This window comes from Variovorax sp. EL159 (assembly GCF_900100965.1).
Classification (GTDB): Bacteria; Pseudomonadota; Gammaproteobacteria; order Burkholderiales; family Burkholderiaceae_C; genus Variovorax.
On record NZ_FMUJ01000002.1, the window covers coordinates 544,836 to 560,199 of the forward strand.

A 15,364-nucleotide genomic window follows, 5' to 3' on the forward strand; every position below is an offset into this window, starting at 1 on the left:
TTCTGAGCTCACCTTCAGTGTTTCCGATGCGCCACCTCAACCTCGACCAATTGCGCACGCTGATTGCCATCGTCGACCTCGGCACCTTCGCTGCCGCGGCGAAAGCGCTGCATCTGGCGCAGCCCACCGTGAGCCTGCACATCAGCGAGCTGGAGTCGCGCCTGGGCGCGCCGCTCGTGATCCGCGGCAAGGGCCGCATTCTTCCCACCGCGTCGGGCGCCGTGCTGGTCGAGGGCGGTCGAAAACTGCTGCGGGACACCGAAGACCTGGTCGATGCGACCCGGCGGCGCCATGAAGGCCGTACCGGCCGGGTGCGCCTCAGTGCTTCGACAGGCGTGGTGCTGGACATGCTCACGCAGGTGCTCGAGGCACTCGAAGCCGAGCACTCGGAGATCGATGTCGAAGTGAGCATTCTCGTCACCAGCGAAGCGATCGCGCGGCTGGCCGCCGGCACGCTCGACATCGGGTTGGTGGCGATGCCCGCACCGGTGGTCTCCGGCCTGGTGGTTTCGCCATGGCGCGAGCAACCGATGATGGCCTTCGTGCCGCAGCGCTGGAAAGCACCCAAGCGCGCCACGCCGGCCTGGCTGGCCCGCAAGCCGCTGATCTTCAACGAAGCGAACACCTCCATGCACCAGCTCACGGTGGCGTGGTTTGCCGCGGCGGGCCTGGCGCCACGCCCGCGCATCGAGCTCAACGTCGATACAGCGGTTCGCAGGCTGGTGGAGGCTGGCTACGGTGCCGCGCTGCTGCCGTCGCAACCGGACGCCGACACGGTGCCGACCGAACGCGTTCAGATCGTGCCGCTGATGCCGGCGCTGACGTGGCGGCTCGGGGTGGCGCACAGGCCGCGGGCGATGCTCGACGGCGCGACCTTGAATGTGTTGAATGTGCTTGCCGGCTTGGGATCAGCCTCTGCTTCTGCATGAAGCAGCAGCCCTGTCCGCTGATGTGGCTGGGTCGATGGGCGAATGAGAATGGCGCCGATGTGGGAACAGGCAGCGACTGAAGGCCTCAGGCCTTTGCCTTCATCGCATCGAACCCGCGCGCCAGATCCGCAGTCAGGTCCGCCGGCGCCTCCAGCCCGATGTGCAGCCGCACCACCGCACCGCGCTGGCTCCAATCCGTCACGCTGCGCGCCGCGCGCATGTTCGTCCAGGCCACCAGGCTTTCGTAGCCGCCCCATGACGAGCCGCGCCCGAACAGGGTGAGCGCATCGACGAAGCGCTCGACCGCTGCGTTCTCGATGCCGGGTTGCAGCTCGATGGACAGCAGGCCGTTGGTGCCCTGGCAGTCGCGACGCCAGATGTCGTGCCCCGGATGCTGCGGCAGCGCGGGGCAGAACACCGTTGCCACTTCAGGTCGCGCTTCGAGCCAATGCGCCACTTCGAGCGCGTGCCGCTCGTGCATCTGCAGCCGCGCCGACAGCGTGCGCATGCCGCGCAGCACCAGCCATGCATCGTCGGGGCTCACGGTCATGCCGAAGGCGTCGCAGCGTTCATTGAGCGGCTGCCACGCTTCGCGCGTGGTGGCGACGGTGCCCATCATCACGTCCGAATGGCCCGAGAGGTACTTGGTGGCGGCCATCGTCGAGATGTCGGCGCCCAGCGCGAGCGGGCGGTACTGCACGCCCGAGCACCAGGTGTTGTAGGCCGCGAGCAAGGCGCCGCGTGCATGCGCCAGCGCGGCGAGCTTGGGCAGGTCGCACATCTCGTAGACCAGCGAGCCGGGGCATTCGGCATACACCAGCTTCGTGGTGGGCTCGAACAGCGCTTCGATGCCGCTGCCATCCGCCGCGAAGAACGAACTGCGGATGCCATAGGGCGCGAGGAACGAGTGCACGAGGTTGCGCGTCGGCTCGTACACGCTGTCCGACATCAGCACATGGTCGCCGGGTTTGAGGTACGACAGCAGCACCATGCCGATGGCCGCCAGCCCGGTCGGAAAGAGCCGCGTTCGGTAGGCACCTTCGAGCTCGCTCACCGCGTCTTCGAGCGCGAAGGTGGTGGGCGTGCCGCGCGCGCCGTAGCTGAAGATGCGCTCGTCGTCGCGCCGCGCACGTGCGTCGCGCATGGCGCCCACGCTGTCGAACAGCACGGTGCTGGCGCGCACCAGCGGTGTGTTGACGGGCGTGCCGCCCGCATACGACGGCGCCTTGCCGGTGCGCGTGAGCCGGGTGTCGACGGAGAGGCCGGTGGAGTCTTGGTGCGAATCGGACATGGTGTGAAAGCGTGGACCGGGTCGGGTCTGGTCGGGTGCGTCAGTCTGCCTTGGCCCCCGAGAGTTTGACGATTCGCGACCAGCGGTCAATGTCCTGCCGCAATTGCGCAGCAAAGGCTTCGGACGAGTTGGCCACCACTTCGCTGCCGCCGTCGTTCACGAGCTTGACCACTTCGGGCAGGCGCAGCGCGCGCACGATGGCCTCGTTCAGGTAGGCCACGCGTTCGGGCGGCGTGCCGGCCGGTGCGAAGAAGCCGTACCAGTCTTCGAAGCGTGCGCCGGCGTAGCCCAGTTCCTCGAGCGTCGGCGACTTGGCAAAGACGCCGATGCGGCGCGGGCTGGTCACGGCCAGCACGCGCAGCTTGCCGTTCTGCACGAGGCCCGCGACCGAAGACGTCGAGGTCACGAGCACGTCGACCTGCCCGCCGAGCAGGTCGGTGAGCGCGGGGCCGGCGCCCTTGTAGGGCACGTGCGTCATGGCGATGCCGTCGTCTTTTGACAGCACCACGCCGACGAGGTGCGACAGCGTGCCGTTGCCCGGCGTTGCGTAGGTCACCTTGCCGGGGCTGGCCTTGGCCTTCGCGGCGAGGTCGGCAAAGCTCTTGAGCGGTGAGTTCGCATCCACCACGAGCGCGAGCGGCGCGGCGTTGATCTGCGTGATCGGAATGAAGTTCTTGACCGGATCGAAACCGGCTGACGCATAGAGCGTGGGGTTGACCGCCATGATCGACACCTGCGAGGTGAGCACGGTGTAGCCGTCGGGCCTGGCGTCGGCCACGGCCTTGGCGCCGATGTTGCCGCCCGCGCCGCCGCGGTTGTCGACCACCGCGGCCTGTCCCATGATTTCCGGCAGCCGCGCGGTGACGAGGCGGGCCGTCGCGTCGTTGCCGCCGCCCGGCGGGAAGGGCGAGACGAACTTCACCGTCTGCGACGGGAAGCCGTTGCGCGCGGGCAGCGGCTCGGCCGAGGCGGGCTGCAGGGCCAGCGTTGCGAGCCACGCGGCGGCGACCGCAAAGTGGGTGAGGTGGGCAAGGCGGGCAAGGTGCGGGATGCGGCTGGCAGACGACATGACGGAACTCCTGGGCTGGGAACAGACAACGACGAACGGAAAGCGAAACCGGGGCGGGTGCGGGACGGCCCGCGCAAGGCGAGCCATGCGGCGCACCTAGTGCGACGCGGCGGGACCGGCGGGCAACCGGAAGGCGGCCCGCTCCTGCGCGTCGAGCTGCGCGACGAGGCCCGTCTCCCAGGCGAGGTAGCGGCGCGCGGCCTCCTTGTTGCCGTCGTGCCGGTCGTGCACGAAGAACAGGTAGTCGATGCAGTCGGCGTCGCTGGGCAAGTCGGGCGTGGCCTCGACGGGCAGGCCGGCGGCGCGCCATGCGGCCATGCCGCCTTCGAGCAGCAGCGGGGCCGCCGTGTGGCCGGCGAGTTCGGAGGCCGCGGCCCAGGCTGCGAGCGCGGCGTCGTCGGCAACCAGCACAAGCTGGCGCGCTTCGCCCTTCACGTCGTTGGCAAGACGCGGGCGGATCGACCAGCGGGCCTGCGGAATGTGGCCGGCGCGAAACTGCATGCCGGCGCGCAGGTCGACCAGCGCGACATCGCCTCGCGCGAGCCGTGCCGACAGCGTGGGCGTATCGATGGTCGACAGCGCCGGTGCGATGGATGCAGGGGCGGGCGCCAACGACAGGCCGCTCGCAAGCCCGCCTTCGAGCACGCTCGCGTCATGCCCCATCTGCCGCAGCCAGCTCGCGACGGTGGGCGCGCGCACGCCGTCGTTGTCGAACAGCACCAGCCGTGCGCCGCGCACGCCGACGTACTGGTCGCCGGCCTGCATCAGCTGGCCGCCGGGCGTGTGCTGCGCGCCGGGCAGGCTGCCGGCCGCGAACTCCTCGGGCGTGCGCACGTCGCACAGGAACAGGCTGCGGCGTGCATCGCCGGCCCATTGCTGCACGGCCTGCGCCGTGACCGTGGGCACATCGAAGCGGACGGCCAGTGCCTTGGCGGCGGGGCGCAGGTCGGTGTTGCCGCTGTCGTCCGCATAACGCTGCGTGCCGCCGTGTCCCAGCACATGGTCGCCCAGGTACCAGCCCTGCGTGCCGTTCTCCAGCGCGTAGACCGGGTTGGGCAGGCCCAGGTTGATGAGCGTCTGCGCGCCGATGATGCTGCGCGTGCGGCCCGCGCAATTGATGACGATGGGCGTGGTGGTGTCGGGCACCAGCTGGCGCACGCGGTAGGCCAGCTCGCCGTTGGGGCAGCAGGTGGCGCCCGGGATGTTCATCTTGTGGAACTCGCTGACGGGGCGCCCGTCGAGCACCACCACCTTGTCCTGGCGCGCGAGCATCTCGGCCAGCTGGTCGGCGCTGACGCGGGGCGTGTGATAGACCTCTTCGGCCAGTTCGCCGAAGGTCTTCGAAGGCAGGTTGACGCCCGCGAAGAGCACGTAGCCAGCGGCCTTCCAGGCGCGCGTGCCGCCTTGCAGCACGTGCACGTCGGTGTAGCCCAGTGCGGCGAGCCGCGCGGCGGCGCGTTCAGCGACGTCGGCAGTGCTGTCGTCGCCCGCGTCGTAGGCCACCACCCGCACGCCGCGGCGCGGCACGAGGCGCGGCGCATCGATCTCCAGCCGGCTGAAGGGCAGGGGGATGCCGTAGAAGAGGTGCGCCTCGCCGTACTGGCCATGCTCGCGCACGTCGAGCAGTGCGATCTCGTTGCCGTCGTGCAGCCAGGATTTGAGGGTCTTCGGGTCGATGCGGGAGGTCGTCATGGGCAAGGGTGTGTCGGTGTCGGCGGATGCGGCGGGACGAGCGCGTCCCTGCGAGGCCGCATGGCGGCCCGCATCCGTGAATTGCGAAGAAGAGAAAGCGGGAGGCGTCTAGCGGCGCGTCTGCACGCCGATGCCCATGGTCTGGTACGTGCCGGCGGCGAGGTCGTAGGCGGTGCGTTGGTTCAGCGTTTCAAGCGCGCGGCCGTACATGTGCAGGTGGCGAATGACCTGCTCGCCCTGGATCTCGACCGAGTGGATGTCTTCGGGCATCAGCGCGATGCCCGTGCCCGGTGCCACGACGACCAGCGCCGTTTCTTCGAGCTTGCCCACGCCCGGCACGGCGCCGTCGTCGGTGCGTTCGTACACGCGGTTGTGCTCGGTGCCTTCCACGGCCGCGATGCAGGCCCAGGTCGTGTGGTTGTGCGGCACGATCTTCTTGCCCGGCCGCATCACGTTCAGGTAGAGCGCATAGCTCTGGTCGGCGTCTTCGGCAATGAGGTAGCGGGCCTGGTGCTCGCCCGCCTCGGGCGGCGGGAAGTCGGCGGCGCTCCAGTACGCGGTGTGGGCGGCCAGCCCTTGCAGTGCGTCCAGCACCACCGCGAGCTTTTCGCGGGTGGGTTCAGCGCCGCCGATGGTTTGCTTCATGGTGGCGATGGACGCTTCGACGGCCTGGCGGCGCTGCTCGGACGGGGTGCTCATGCGGGGAATCTCCTGTGGGGGCTGTTCGGTGTGTGTTCACTGTAGTGACAGGGACGTGACGCAACAATCCAAGTGGCGCAAGAAACACATCAATAGAATTAATGGATGCCCACGCTCGACCTTGAACTGCTGCGCTCCTTCGCGGCCGTTGTCAGCCACCACAGCTTTGCGGCGGCGGCCGTCCACCTGGACCGCACGCAGTCGGCCATCACGCAGCAGATGCAGCGGCTGGAAGAGCAGATCGGCCATCCGCTGTTCGTGAAGCAGGGCCGCCAGAAGCGGCTGACCGAGCACGGCGAACGCCTGCTCACGTACGCGCACCACATGCTGGCGCTCAACGACGAGGCGCTGCGCAGCATGCGGCAGGGGCAGCTCGAAGGCAACCTGCGCATCGGCGCGCCGCATGACGTGGCCGAGACCATGCTGCCGCTGCTGTTGACCGAGGTGGCACGCACTTCGCCGCTGCTGCAGCTCGACATCCACATCGGCCGCAGCCCCTACCTGATGACCTCGCTCAAGAGCGGCGAGGTCGACATGATCATCTCCAACCGCGCCGACCCGCAGTTCGAGGGCGTGGTGCTGCGCAACTCGCCCACCGTGTGGCTGTGCGCCGCGAGCTACGTGCACGACCCGACCAAGCCGGTGCCGCTCATCATGGCCGACGGGCCGAGCATCTTTCGGCGCATCGGCCACGAGGCGCTCGATGCGGCCGGCGTGGCCTGGACGCCGCGCTACACATCGTCGAGCCTGATCGGCATCAAGGCGGCGCTGCGCGCGGGCCTGGGCGTGACGGCGCGCGGCGTGGAGCAACTCGATGCGGGCCTGCGCGTGCTCGGCGCGGGCGACGGCATGCCGCGTCTGCCCGACCTGGCGTACTACCTCTACGTGCGCAACCACGTGGTGAACCCGGTCACGCGGCAGGTGTTCGAGACGCTCAAGAAGCACCTGCGCCTGCCCGGCACCGACACGCCGGCCTGACCCTGCCCGTGGCCCGGTGCGGGGCCTGCCCTACGTCGCCCAGATGCGCGGCATGGCCGCGGGCAGTTGCCACAGCTCTCCGCGCCATGCCTGCCAGACCTGCCGCAGCAACTGCATCGCGGGCTCGACCACCGGCGCGAGCACGCGCAGCACCATGACCTCCGCATGCGGGCTGGTGACGCCCGCGCTGTCGAACAGGTTGTGCGCTTCGAGCAGCGTGCGTGCCTGTGCCAGCAGCGCATCGCGCCGCGCGCGTGCGATCGGCGAGCCCGCCACGAAGAACAGCGAGGCCAAGCAGCGGTGGCCGCCCAGTCCGATCGGGCTTTGCAGCAACCGGTGGTCGGCCGCGTCGATGCGCCCGCGCTCCAGCCACACGCCGGGCACTTCGATGTGTTGCAGGTAGCTGCCGCGCTCGAAGGGCTGGTTGGCGTTCGGCAGGCCGAGCGCGGTCACGTCCCAGCCCAGCAGTTCGGCGCCGGGTTCGACTTCGATGCGCAACCGGTTCTCGGCCTGGCAGCCGCTGTAGCAGATGGCTTCGAGCGGGAGCCATTCGAGCCGCGCCTCGGCCGCCAGCCGGATGCGCGTGCGCTGCAGCGCCAGTTCGCCTTCGGAGCGGTAGAAGCGCGAGGCGCCCGGCGTGGTGATCAGGCCGTGGCTGCCATCGGCGGCTTCGATGTCGATGTCGAGCGTGTCGCCACCCACGAGCCCGCCCGGCGGATGCACGAGCACGTTGTGGCAGACGGTGTCGCCTTCGGGGTAGAGGCTTTGCAGGATGCGCAGCGGCCCGTCATGCCGGAAACGGGCGACGGTGCGGGTGGCTTCTTGTTGGTAGTCGAGATGGAGACGGGCGTGCCAGGGCATGCGGCGAGTCTAGTGCGCTGTTTTGCGCGGTCAGGTCTTCCAGGCGCCATCGTGCGCGGCACTCGCTTCGTCGATCAACGCCGGGCCGATGCACTCGATCGGATGCGGCGAAGCGCGGAACACGTCGCGGCATGACAGTTCGGCATCGCGCTGGTCCTGCCGCTCGCCACGGAACACGCGCAGGCGCTCGGCGTCGATGCCGAACACCACGCGGCCGATGTTCGACCAGAAGATCGCGCCCGCGCACATCACGCAGGGCTCGCCCGAGGCATAGAGCGTGGCGCCCGCGAGTTCTTCGCGCGAGATGTTGCGGCCGGCCAGGGCGCGCAGCGCGTTGACCTCGGCATGGGCGGTGCAGTCGCCGGTTTCGTTGTTGCTGTTGCCGGCCTCGGCCAGCACTTCGCCGGCCGCCGAGACGATGACCGAGCCGAAAGGCCGGTTGCCGCGCCGGCGCGCCGCGTGCGACCAGACGATGGCCTTGCGCAGGTAGCGGCCGTCGCGTTCGTCGAGCGTGGCTTCTTCGGGGTAGGCGGTGGGGTGGGTGGAGTTGCTGGAGTTCATGCCTTGGTAGGAATCGTTCGTTCGCTGCGCGAGGGGAGCATGGCGCCGTTGAAGATGGCGTCGGACGCGGGCTTGACCTTCAGGCCGAACACATCGGCCACTTCATCGACCTGCTGTTCGAGCGTGAGCTTCTTGATGTCGCCGAGGCCATGGCCGCGCGTGTCCGCCGCCCCCACATACTGCGCCGTGACACCCCAGCGTTCAAGCTCGATCTTCTCGTCGAGGATGGGCTCGCGCTGGCGCATGGCGGCGATGCTGGGCGCCGCGTTGGCAAAGGTCTCGACGATGGCGCGGTTGGTCGCGCGCAGGAAGGCCGCGACCACCTTCGGGTTCTGCGCGACGAGGTTGCTGCTTGCAAGGATCGCGTTGCCATAAAGGTTGACGCCTGCGTCCGCGTACTTCAGCACCGAGAGTTCTTCCGGCTTCATGCGCGCGAAGAGCGAGATGGCCGAGTCGTGGAAGTAGGTGGCGGCATCGACGTCGCCGCGCACCATGACGTTGTCGCGCGCGCTGAAGTCGGTGGTCTGCCACTGGAAGGCATCGGCGCGCATGCCTTGCTTGCGCGCCACCATCGGCCAGGCGCGCCGGGTCGATTCGACGGCGGCGGCCGCCACCTTCTTGCCGGCAAGGCTCTTGAAGTCGCCGGTCACGCCACGGTCCTTGCGGCCGATGATCACGAACGGTGCACGGTTGTAGTACTGGTACACGGCCTGCACCATCGGCGTGCCGGGGTTCTGCGCATTGAACTCGATCAGCGAGCTGATGTCGCCCAGCCCCAGTTGGTAGACGCCGCTGGCGATGCGCGTGATCGACGCGACCGAGCCGGCACCGGTGTCGATGCTCACATCGAGGCCTTCGTCCTTGTAGTAGCCCTTGGCCTGCGCAAGAAAGAAGGGCGCAGTCTGCCCGTTGATGCGGAAGTCGAGCGTGAACTTGAGCGGGGTGAGCTTGTTGCCGCCCTGGGCGCGTACGGAAGGGGCGGCAAGCGATGCGGCGACGGCGGAGGTGGCCGCGAGAAAGGATCGGCGGTGCATGGTAAGCCTCGGAATCGTGGGTCTTGAAACCCCCTGCATGGAAGGCAGAAGGTGCTTCAAGAGCAATTTCCGGGCGGCGCACTCGGGTGGTGCGTGCGCTGCTGAACGCTTCTACTCTTGCGGGTGGTCATGCAGGAGGCATGCCAAGGCGATCCGCTCGGGCTTTGCGAGAAAGTGCGTGCATCGGCCGCGCGGGCGCGTCACAATCCGGGCGCGCAATTTGCATGGCATCTGGCGCAGAGTAGAAGCGTTCAGCCCCTTGCCTTCACACACCTGGAAGGCACCGCGGTCGGAAATTGCTCTTTCACGTTCGTCCCCACACGCACACAGAAGGAGTCCGCGCATGCTCGTCACCCAACAACCCGTCTTCCGCAAGTTCTGGCATGCCGTCATGCCGCTCACCGAACTGGCCCACGGCCCCAAGCCTTTCAGGCTGCTGGGCGAAGACATCGTTCTCTTCATCGACGCCGACGGCCAGCCCGCCGCGCTGCGCGACCGCTGCTGCCATCGCACAGCAAAGCTTTCCAAGGGCTGGTGCGTGGATGGCGAAGGCAAGGCCTGCGGGCAAGGCGCCATTCAATGCGGCTACCACGGCTGGACTTACGACCGCAGCGGGCAGGTGATCCGGATTCCGCAGTACGAGGCCGACCGCAAGATTTCGCCCGACTACCGCACCACGGCCTACCGCTGCACTTCGCGTTACGGCTACGCATGGGTGGCGCTGGAAGAACCCATTGCCGACATTCCGGCGATTCCGGAGTTCGAGGACGTGGGCTACCGCACCATCTTCCAGTTCTACGAGGAGTGGCAGACCAGCCCGATGCGCGCGCTCGAAAACTCCTTCGACAACTCGCACTTCAGCTTTGTGCATCGCGCCACTTTCGGCGTGGCCGCGAGCCCGAAGCCGAGCAAGTACGAACTGGTCGAGAACGACGCGGGCTTCTACGCGGAGACGGTGATCGAAGCGAACAACCCGGTGAAGTTCCACGCGATCAGCGGCGTGACCGATGCGATCACCACGCGCCACATGCGCAACGCCTACTTTCTGCCGTTCTCGCGCCGGCTCGACATCGAGTACCCCTCGGGCATCCGCCACATCATCATCAACTGCTTCACGCCCATCGACGACGGCCGCATGCAGCTGTGCCAATGGCTGTTCCGCAACGACACCGAGGCGGATTGCGCGGCGCAGATGCTGATCGATTTCGACGAGGAGATCACGCGGGAGGACAAGGACATCCTGGAGTCGACGGACCCTGATGCGTTGGTCGATACGCGGCGGCGTGGGGTCGAGTATTCGATGGAGTCGGACCGGCCTGGGATGTTGATCCGCAAGCACCTGATGCAGTTGCTGGCGAAGCATGGCGAGGCCGAGGTTTATCGCGGCATGAACAGCGCGGTTGTTCCTATCGCCAAGGCGGCTTGAGGGGCTCTTGCGCTGTTGTCTTGGGTGCTGTCGTTCGGGGCGCGTGCGAATGACATCGGGTACTCCCCTCCGCGAATGTCCCCCGCTTCGCTCCTCCTTTATTTCGCTGCGGGGAGCACCCGATGCCATTCGCACAGGGCACGCTGCAGGTACATCGCCGATCAACGACCGCTCTGATAACGCTCACGCCGGCGGCGTGCTCCCCGCAGCGAAATAAAGGAGGAGGGGCGCAGCCCCGGGGGACATTCGCGGAGGGGAGTACGCCGTCGGCGTGGGCGCCGCCCTGAACGGCAGCGCGCAAACCGCGACGTGCGCCCCAGCGTCAGGCCGGTGCAGCCGCAGGGCTCGGCCGCGTACCGCGCGACGACGTCTCTTCGTAGCGGTCCATGCCCAGCCCGTCGGTACGGATCTCCGGCCGCTGGCCGGTCACCATGTCGGAGATCAGCTTGCCCGAGCCGCAGGCCATGGTCCAGCCCAGCGTGCCGTGGCCGGTGTTGAGGAACAGGTTGCCGTAGCGCGTGGCGCCGACGATGGGCGTGCTGTCGGGCGTCATCGGGCGCAGGCCGGTCCAGAAGCTGGCGGCGGGCAGGTCGCCGCCGGGGAACAGGTCGCTCACCACCTTCTCGAGCGTGGCGCGGCGGTTCGGGTTCAGGCGCAGGTCGTAGCCGCCGAGTTCGGCCATGCCGCCCACGCGGATGCGGTTGTCGAAGCGCGTGACGGCCACCTTGTACGTTTCGTCGAGCACGGTCGATTGCGGCGCGAGCGATTCGTCGACCAGCGGCACGGTGAGCGAATAGCCCTTGACCGGGTAGACCGGAATGTCGAGGCCCAGCGATGCGATGGCGGCGCGCGAGTAGCTGCCGAAGGCCATCACATAGCGGTCGGCCGTGAGGATCTTGCCGGTGGTGGTGCGCACGCCGGTGATGCGGTCGCCGTCGGTTTCGAGGCCGTCGATGGTCTGGCCGAAGCGGAAGTCCACGCCCAGGCCGCGTGCGATGTCGGCCAGGCCGCGCGTGAACAGGTGGCAGTCGCCGGTTTCGTCGTTGGGCAGGCGCAGGCCGCCCGTGAGGCGGTCGCGCGCGCCGGCCAGCGCGGGCTCGACGCGGGCGAGCGCATCGCGGTCGAGCAGTTCGTAAGGCACGCCGCATTCTTCGAGCACCGCGATGTCGCGTTGCACCGCATCGAGCTGCGCCTGCGTGCGGAACAGTTGCAGCGTGCCGCCGGTGCGCTGCTCGTACTGCAGGCCGGTGTCGGCGCGCAGTTGCTGCAGGCAGCCGCGGCTGTATTCGGCCACGCGCATCATGCGTTCCTTGTTGATCGCATAGCGCTCGGGCGAGCAGTTGCGCAGCATCGCGGCCATCCAGCGCAGCTGGTAGAGCGTGCCGTCGGGGCGGATCGACAGCGGCGCGTGCTTCTGGAACATCCACTTGATCGCCTTCAGCGGAATGCCCGGCGCGGCCCACGGCGTGGAGTAGCCGGGCGACACCTGGCCGGCATTGCCGAAGCTGGTTTCTTCCGCCGGGCCGGCCTGCCGGTCGAGCAGGGTGACCTCGGCGCCGGAGCGTGCGAGGTAGTAAGCCGTGGTGGTGCCGATCACGCCGCCGCCGAGAACGATGACTTTCATGGTGTATCCGCTGATTCAAATGGAATGATGTGAATCTAAAGTGCACAATGCAGTGGATTCCATTGTTTTTGAGGGTTTGACGGTGAAATCCACTGCCGAAAAACCTCCAATGCCACGCGCGGAGTGAAATGCCCGAACTCGACCGAATCGACCGCAAGATCCTCGACCTGCTGCAGCGCCAGGGCCGTGTTTCCATGACCGAGCTGGCCGAGCACATCGGCCTGTCGGCCTCGCCGTGTGCCGAGCGCGTCAAGCGCATGGAGCGCGACGGCGTCATCACCGGCTACCACGCGCGCGTGTCGCCCGAGGCGCTGGGCAAGACGCTGCTGGTGTTCGTCGAGATCAAGCTGTCGGCCAAGTCGGGCGACGTGTTCGACAAGGTGAAGCAGGAGCTGCTGCACATGCCCGAGGTGCTCGAATGCCACCTGGTGTCGGGCAGCTTCGACTACCTCGTGAAGGCGCGCCTGAGCGGCATGAGCGAGTACCGGCACCTGCTGGGCGACATCTTGAAGAAGCTGCCGGTGGCGGCCGAGTCGCACAGCTACGTGGTCATGGAAGAGATCAAGGAGACCTTGATGCTCGCCGTCGACCGCTGAGCCCCGCGGCTACCATCGCGAGCGCATGCAAGACACCACCGCCATCACCATCCGCCCCTGGCAACTCGCCGACTTCGACGCCGTCAAGGCCATCCTCGACGACACCTTCGCGAGCACCTGGCAGCCGCAGCTCACGCCCGAGGCCCTGCAGGCCTACCGCGAGAGCGGCGAGCCGGTCGGCTATATCGACCAGATGGGCACCGCCTTCTTCGTTGCCGAGATCGGCGGCGAAGTGGTCGGCATGGTGCACTGGGAACACGACTTCGTGCATGCGCTGCACGTGCCCACCGCGCACCAGCGCAAGGGCATCGCCCGCGCGCTGATGGCCTTCGCCGAAGACGGCATGCGCGCGGCGGGCGTCGAGGTGGCGCGGCTCGAAACCGACACCTTCAACGAAAGCAGCCAGGGCTTCTACACGGCGCACGGCTACCGCGAGGCGGGCCGCTACCCCGATCTCGAATGGCACAGCGGTTTCACGACCATCCTGTACGTGAAGCCGCTCGCGCCCTGAATGAATTTCTTCCCTTCACCAAGGACACCGGCATGAGCATTTCGATCCGCCGCGACGACACCACCGGCACGCGCCACACCCTCAAGATCCGCAACCACGAGATTCCGGTCGATGCCTCGCCGGAGGGCGGCGGCAGCGATGGCGGCCCGACGCCGCACGACCTGTACGACGCATCGCTGGCTGCCTGCAAGGCGTTGACGGTGCTGATCTATGCGCGCCGCAAGGGCATTCCGGTGGAAGACATCGAGGTCGTGGTCGACCGCGACGACAGCGAAGAACGCAAGGGCGTCTATCGCCTGAAGTCGGGTCTGCGCCTGAGCGGCAACCTCACCGAAACGCAGCGCGACGAGCTGCTGCGCGTGGCGGGCAAGTGCCCGGTCCACAAGCTCATGACCGAGGTGAAAACCGAGATCGAGACCGGCTGGGCCGATTGATCGATCGGCGCAGCACGCAGTAAGCACGTGCGGCGCGCACGGTCACTTCGCCGCTTCGGCCTTCTTGCGCGCGGCGTCGACACGCTTTGCATGGCGGTCGCCCCAGGCCGCCAGCGGGGCGAGCGCCTCGTTGAGCGTGGTGCCCAGCTTGGTCTCGGAATATTCGACACGAGGCGGCACCTCGTGGAACACCTCGCGATGGACGATGCCATCGGCTTCCAGCTCGCGCAGTTGCTGGATCAGCATCTTCTCGCTGATGCCCGGCAGCAGCCGCTTCAGTTCGCCGAAGCGGCAGGGTTGTGCGTGCAGCTCCCAGAGGATCACCGCTTTCCATTTGCCGCCGATGACGTCGAATGCGGGGCCGATGCCGCGGTGGCCGGTTTTCTTGGACTTCATGAGGGTTCCGTTACTGACAGGAGAGACGAGAGGGTTGTTTGTGCGTCCGCGACGGCCGAACCACCGGCGCGATGCTCTTCATGGCTGAAGGCGCTGGCCGGCGGCATCGCATGCCCAGGCAGCAGCAAGGCGCACGCGATGGCGGGGGAGGTGGTGTCGGCGCTCAGGCCCACGTCATGAACTGGATCGCCCGCAACACCTCGGCCTCGCGCTCCATGTAGAAGTCGGTGTGGCCGCAGTTGTCGAGGGTCAGCCGGTGCGGGGTGTTCAGCGCGGCCACCAGGAGATTCGAGTCCGAGATGCGTGCGCGCCGGAAGATGCGCAGGTAGTCGGCCGCGTCCTTCTCGGTCTTCGCGTCCAGCGGCAGTTCGAGCCAGGGAAACAGGTCGCGGTTGTCGGCGGGCAGGGCGGTCACGACCAGCGCCGGGGCGCGCACGGCCTTATAGTCCGGCGAGAAGCTGTGGGCGGCCGTGTCCACGGCGGTGTCGATGGCTTCCGACGTTTTCATTCGCACGCTGCCGTCGATGCGCAGGTCGACGGCATCGAGCAGGTTCGCCTCGAGCGGGGGCCACCAGTTCTTGGTCTTGCGCCGGTTGAATGCGATGGCGGCCTGCAGCGAGCGGCTGTCCCTGGCGGTCGGCCTGGGTTCGTCGAGCCGGCGGTTGAGCGGCAGTTCCTCGCCGCCGGTGTCGCCGTTCAGCGTGTAGTCGAAGGTGGTGTCGAGGTAGACCAGCCCGCGCACCCGCTCGGGGTAGCGGCCTGCAAAACGCGTCAGCTCGTTGCCCGCAATCGAATGGCCGCCGAGCACCACGCGCAAGAGGCCCAGTTCGTCGAGCACCGCCTTCAGGTCGGAGGTGAGCGTGTCCACCTCGTAGTGCTGCGTCGCCGTCTTCACCGGCACCGGCTTGTCCGACAGGCCGTAGCCTCGCCGGCTGATCGCCAGCACGCGCGAGCGGGACGCCAGCGCGGGCGCGAGGCTGTCGAAGCAGCGGGCGTTGCCGCCCAGGCCCGGCAGCAGCACAATGGTCGGCCCGGTGGTGCCGGGGCGCTGCCAGTCGCGCACCTGCAAAGACACATCGGGCGTGCCAGACACCTTCACGCGCCGGTCGGTGACGGCCACGGGTCCGTTGCCCGTGCCGGCTCCGACGCCGACGCGCGCACCGCTGCTGCCGCCGCAGGCCGCGAGCCCGGCGACACCGGCAAGTGCAAAGGCCGGCGGGCAGGCCGCCAGGGCGCGCAGCACGTCTCTGCGCCGGGGTTGAA

General features: G+C 68.0%; 16 protein-coding genes. 6 read left to right on the top strand and 10 right to left on the bottom strand.

What is annotated here, in order from left to right; translation table 11 throughout:
• Positions 1 to 26 precede the first annotated feature (26 nt).
• The gene (locus BLQ28_RS08785) at positions 27 to 929 is read left to right on the top strand and encodes a LysR family transcriptional regulator (RefSeq protein ID WP_093238434.1); all 903 of its coding nucleotides are present in this window, start codon (positions 27 to 29) and stop codon (positions 927 to 929) included.
• 85 nt (positions 930 to 1,014) lie between these two features.
• Here BLQ28_RS08785 and metC read toward each other — a convergent pair whose 3' ends face one another.
• The 4 genes from metC to BLQ28_RS08805 form a co-directional block, all read right to left on the bottom strand.
• Positions 1,015 to 2,220 carry a cystathionine beta-lyase gene (gene metC / locus BLQ28_RS08790; RefSeq protein WP_093238436.1) on the bottom strand — a complete coding sequence of 402 codons (1,206 nt, stop codon included), beginning with the start codon at positions 2,218 to 2,220 and terminating at the stop codon, positions 1,015 to 1,017.
• Positions 2,221 to 2,260: 40 nt separating this feature from the next.
• Positions 2,261 to 3,289: a Bug family tripartite tricarboxylate transporter substrate binding protein gene (locus tag BLQ28_RS08795; protein ID WP_093238437.1), complete on the bottom strand. Its 1,029-nt coding sequence runs from the start codon at positions 3,287 to 3,289 to the stop codon at positions 2,261 to 2,263.
• Between the two features lie 96 nt (positions 3,290 to 3,385).
• Positions 3,386 to 4,981 carry a rhodanese-like domain-containing protein gene (locus tag BLQ28_RS08800; protein ID WP_093238439.1) on the bottom strand — a complete coding sequence of 532 codons (1,596 nt, stop codon included), beginning with the start codon at positions 4,979 to 4,981 and terminating at the stop codon, positions 3,386 to 3,388.
• Positions 4,982 to 5,089: 108 nt separating this feature from the next.
• Entirely contained in the window at positions 5,090 to 5,680 is a 591-nt protein-coding gene (locus tag BLQ28_RS08805; RefSeq protein WP_093238440.1) for a cysteine dioxygenase family protein, read from the bottom strand.
• Between the two features lie 105 nt (positions 5,681 to 5,785).
• Here BLQ28_RS08805 and BLQ28_RS08810 point away from each other — a divergent pair, with 105 nt between their 5' ends.
• Positions 5,786 to 6,658: a LysR substrate-binding domain-containing protein gene (locus BLQ28_RS08810; protein WP_093238442.1), complete on the top strand. Its 873-nt coding sequence runs from the start codon at positions 5,786 to 5,788 to the stop codon at positions 6,656 to 6,658.
• Between the two features lie 30 nt (positions 6,659 to 6,688).
• Here the strand turns inward: BLQ28_RS08810 and BLQ28_RS08815 are convergent, their stop codons facing one another.
• Genes BLQ28_RS08815 through BLQ28_RS08825 form a run of 3 tightly spaced genes read right to left on the bottom strand, consistent with a single transcriptional unit; the run spans position 6,689 to position 9,114 of the window.
• Positions 6,689 to 7,519, bottom strand: a complete 831-nt coding sequence (locus BLQ28_RS08815; protein ID WP_093238443.1) for an urease accessory protein UreD — start codon at positions 7,517 to 7,519, stop codon at positions 6,689 to 6,691.
• 30 nt (positions 7,520 to 7,549) lie between these two features.
• Positions 7,550 to 8,080 (bottom strand): nucleoside deaminase, encoded by a 531-nt coding sequence (locus BLQ28_RS08820; protein ID WP_093238445.1) that lies wholly within the window; start codon positions 8,078 to 8,080, stop codon positions 7,550 to 7,552.
• Positions 8,077 to 9,114 (bottom strand): ABC transporter substrate-binding protein, encoded by a 1,038-nt coding sequence (locus BLQ28_RS08825; protein WP_093238446.1) that lies wholly within the window; start codon positions 9,112 to 9,114, stop codon positions 8,077 to 8,079. The genes BLQ28_RS08820 and BLQ28_RS08825 overlap by 4 nt, the downstream gene beginning before the upstream one ends.
• A gap of 343 nt (positions 9,115 to 9,457) precedes the next feature.
• Between BLQ28_RS08825 and BLQ28_RS08830 the strand changes: the two genes are divergently transcribed.
• Complete coding sequence (locus BLQ28_RS08830) at positions 9,458 to 10,540, top strand: aromatic ring-hydroxylating dioxygenase subunit alpha (RefSeq protein WP_093238448.1); 1,083 nt, start codon at positions 9,458 to 9,460, stop codon at positions 10,538 to 10,540.
• 322 nt (positions 10,541 to 10,862) lie between these two features.
• Here BLQ28_RS08830 and BLQ28_RS08835 read toward each other — a convergent pair whose 3' ends face one another.
• On the bottom strand, positions 10,863 to 12,164 hold the full coding sequence (locus tag BLQ28_RS08835; protein ID WP_093238449.1) for a D-amino acid dehydrogenase: 1,302 nt from the start codon (positions 12,162 to 12,164) through the stop codon (positions 10,863 to 10,865).
• A 128-nt stretch (positions 12,165 to 12,292) separates the two neighbouring features.
• On the opposite strand from BLQ28_RS08835, the gene BLQ28_RS08840 reads away from it, so the two are divergent.
• Genes BLQ28_RS08840 through BLQ28_RS08850 form a run of 3 tightly spaced genes read left to right on the top strand, consistent with a single transcriptional unit; the run spans position 12,293 to position 13,705 of the window.
• Positions 12,293 to 12,760, top strand: a complete 468-nt coding sequence (locus BLQ28_RS08840) for a winged helix-turn-helix transcriptional regulator (protein ID WP_093238451.1) — start codon at positions 12,293 to 12,295, stop codon at positions 12,758 to 12,760.
• Between the two features lie 25 nt (positions 12,761 to 12,785).
• Complete coding sequence (locus BLQ28_RS08845) at positions 12,786 to 13,271, top strand: GNAT family N-acetyltransferase (protein WP_093238452.1); 486 nt, start codon at positions 12,786 to 12,788, stop codon at positions 13,269 to 13,271.
• 32 nt (positions 13,272 to 13,303) lie between these two features.
• The gene (locus BLQ28_RS08850) at positions 13,304 to 13,705 is read left to right on the top strand and encodes an OsmC family protein (RefSeq protein WP_093238454.1); all 402 of its coding nucleotides are present in this window, start codon (positions 13,304 to 13,306) and stop codon (positions 13,703 to 13,705) included.
• Between the two features lie 42 nt (positions 13,706 to 13,747).
• Here BLQ28_RS08850 and BLQ28_RS08855 read toward each other — a convergent pair whose 3' ends face one another.
• Positions 13,748 to 14,101, bottom strand: coding sequence for a winged helix-turn-helix transcriptional regulator (locus tag BLQ28_RS08855; RefSeq protein ID WP_093238455.1), 354 nt, complete (start codon positions 14,099 to 14,101; stop codon positions 13,748 to 13,750).
• Positions 14,102 to 14,264: 163 nt separating this feature from the next.
• Entirely contained in the window at positions 14,265 to 15,344 is a 1,080-nt protein-coding gene (locus BLQ28_RS08860; protein WP_176801055.1) for an alpha/beta fold hydrolase, read from the bottom strand.
• Positions 15,345 to 15,364: the final 20 nt, after the last annotated feature.

Bases quoted from the DNA above. Each gene is read 5' to 3' on its own strand.
- BLQ28_RS08785 (WP_093238434.1), top strand. From the start codon at position 27: ATGCGCCACCTCAACCTCGACCAATTGCGCACGCTGATTGCCATCGTC.
- metC (WP_093238436.1), bottom strand. From the start codon at position 2,220: ATGTCCGATTCGCACCAAGACTCCACCGGCCTCTCCGTCGACACCCGG.
- BLQ28_RS08795 (WP_093238437.1), bottom strand. From the start codon at position 3,289: ATGTCGTCTGCCAGCCGCATCCCGCACCTTGCCCGCCTTGCCCACCTC.
- BLQ28_RS08800 (WP_093238439.1), bottom strand. From the start codon at position 4,981: ATGACGACCTCCCGCATCGACCCGAAGACCCTCAAATCCTGGCTGCAC.
- BLQ28_RS08805 (WP_093238440.1), bottom strand. From the start codon at position 5,680: ATGAGCACCCCGTCCGAGCAGCGCCGCCAGGCCGTCGAAGCGTCCATC.
- BLQ28_RS08810 (WP_093238442.1), top strand. From the start codon at position 5,786: ATGCCCACGCTCGACCTTGAACTGCTGCGCTCCTTCGCGGCCGTTGTC.
- BLQ28_RS08815 (WP_093238443.1), bottom strand. From the start codon at position 7,519: ATGCCCTGGCACGCCCGTCTCCATCTCGACTACCAACAAGAAGCCACC.
- BLQ28_RS08820 (WP_093238445.1), bottom strand. From the start codon at position 8,080: ATGAACTCCAGCAACTCCACCCACCCCACCGCCTACCCCGAAGAAGCC.
- BLQ28_RS08825 (WP_093238446.1), bottom strand. From the start codon at position 9,114: ATGCACCGCCGATCCTTTCTCGCGGCCACCTCCGCCGTCGCCGCATCG.
- BLQ28_RS08830 (WP_093238448.1), top strand. From the start codon at position 9,458: ATGCTCGTCACCCAACAACCCGTCTTCCGCAAGTTCTGGCATGCCGTC.
- BLQ28_RS08835 (WP_093238449.1), bottom strand. From the start codon at position 12,164: ATGAAAGTCATCGTTCTCGGCGGCGGCGTGATCGGCACCACCACGGCT.
- BLQ28_RS08840 (WP_093238451.1), top strand. From the start codon at position 12,293: ATGCCCGAACTCGACCGAATCGACCGCAAGATCCTCGACCTGCTGCAG.
- BLQ28_RS08845 (WP_093238452.1), top strand. From the start codon at position 12,786: ATGCAAGACACCACCGCCATCACCATCCGCCCCTGGCAACTCGCCGAC.
- BLQ28_RS08850 (WP_093238454.1), top strand. From the start codon at position 13,304: ATGAGCATTTCGATCCGCCGCGACGACACCACCGGCACGCGCCACACC.
- BLQ28_RS08855 (WP_093238455.1), bottom strand. From the start codon at position 14,101: ATGAAGTCCAAGAAAACCGGCCACCGCGGCATCGGCCCCGCATTCGAC.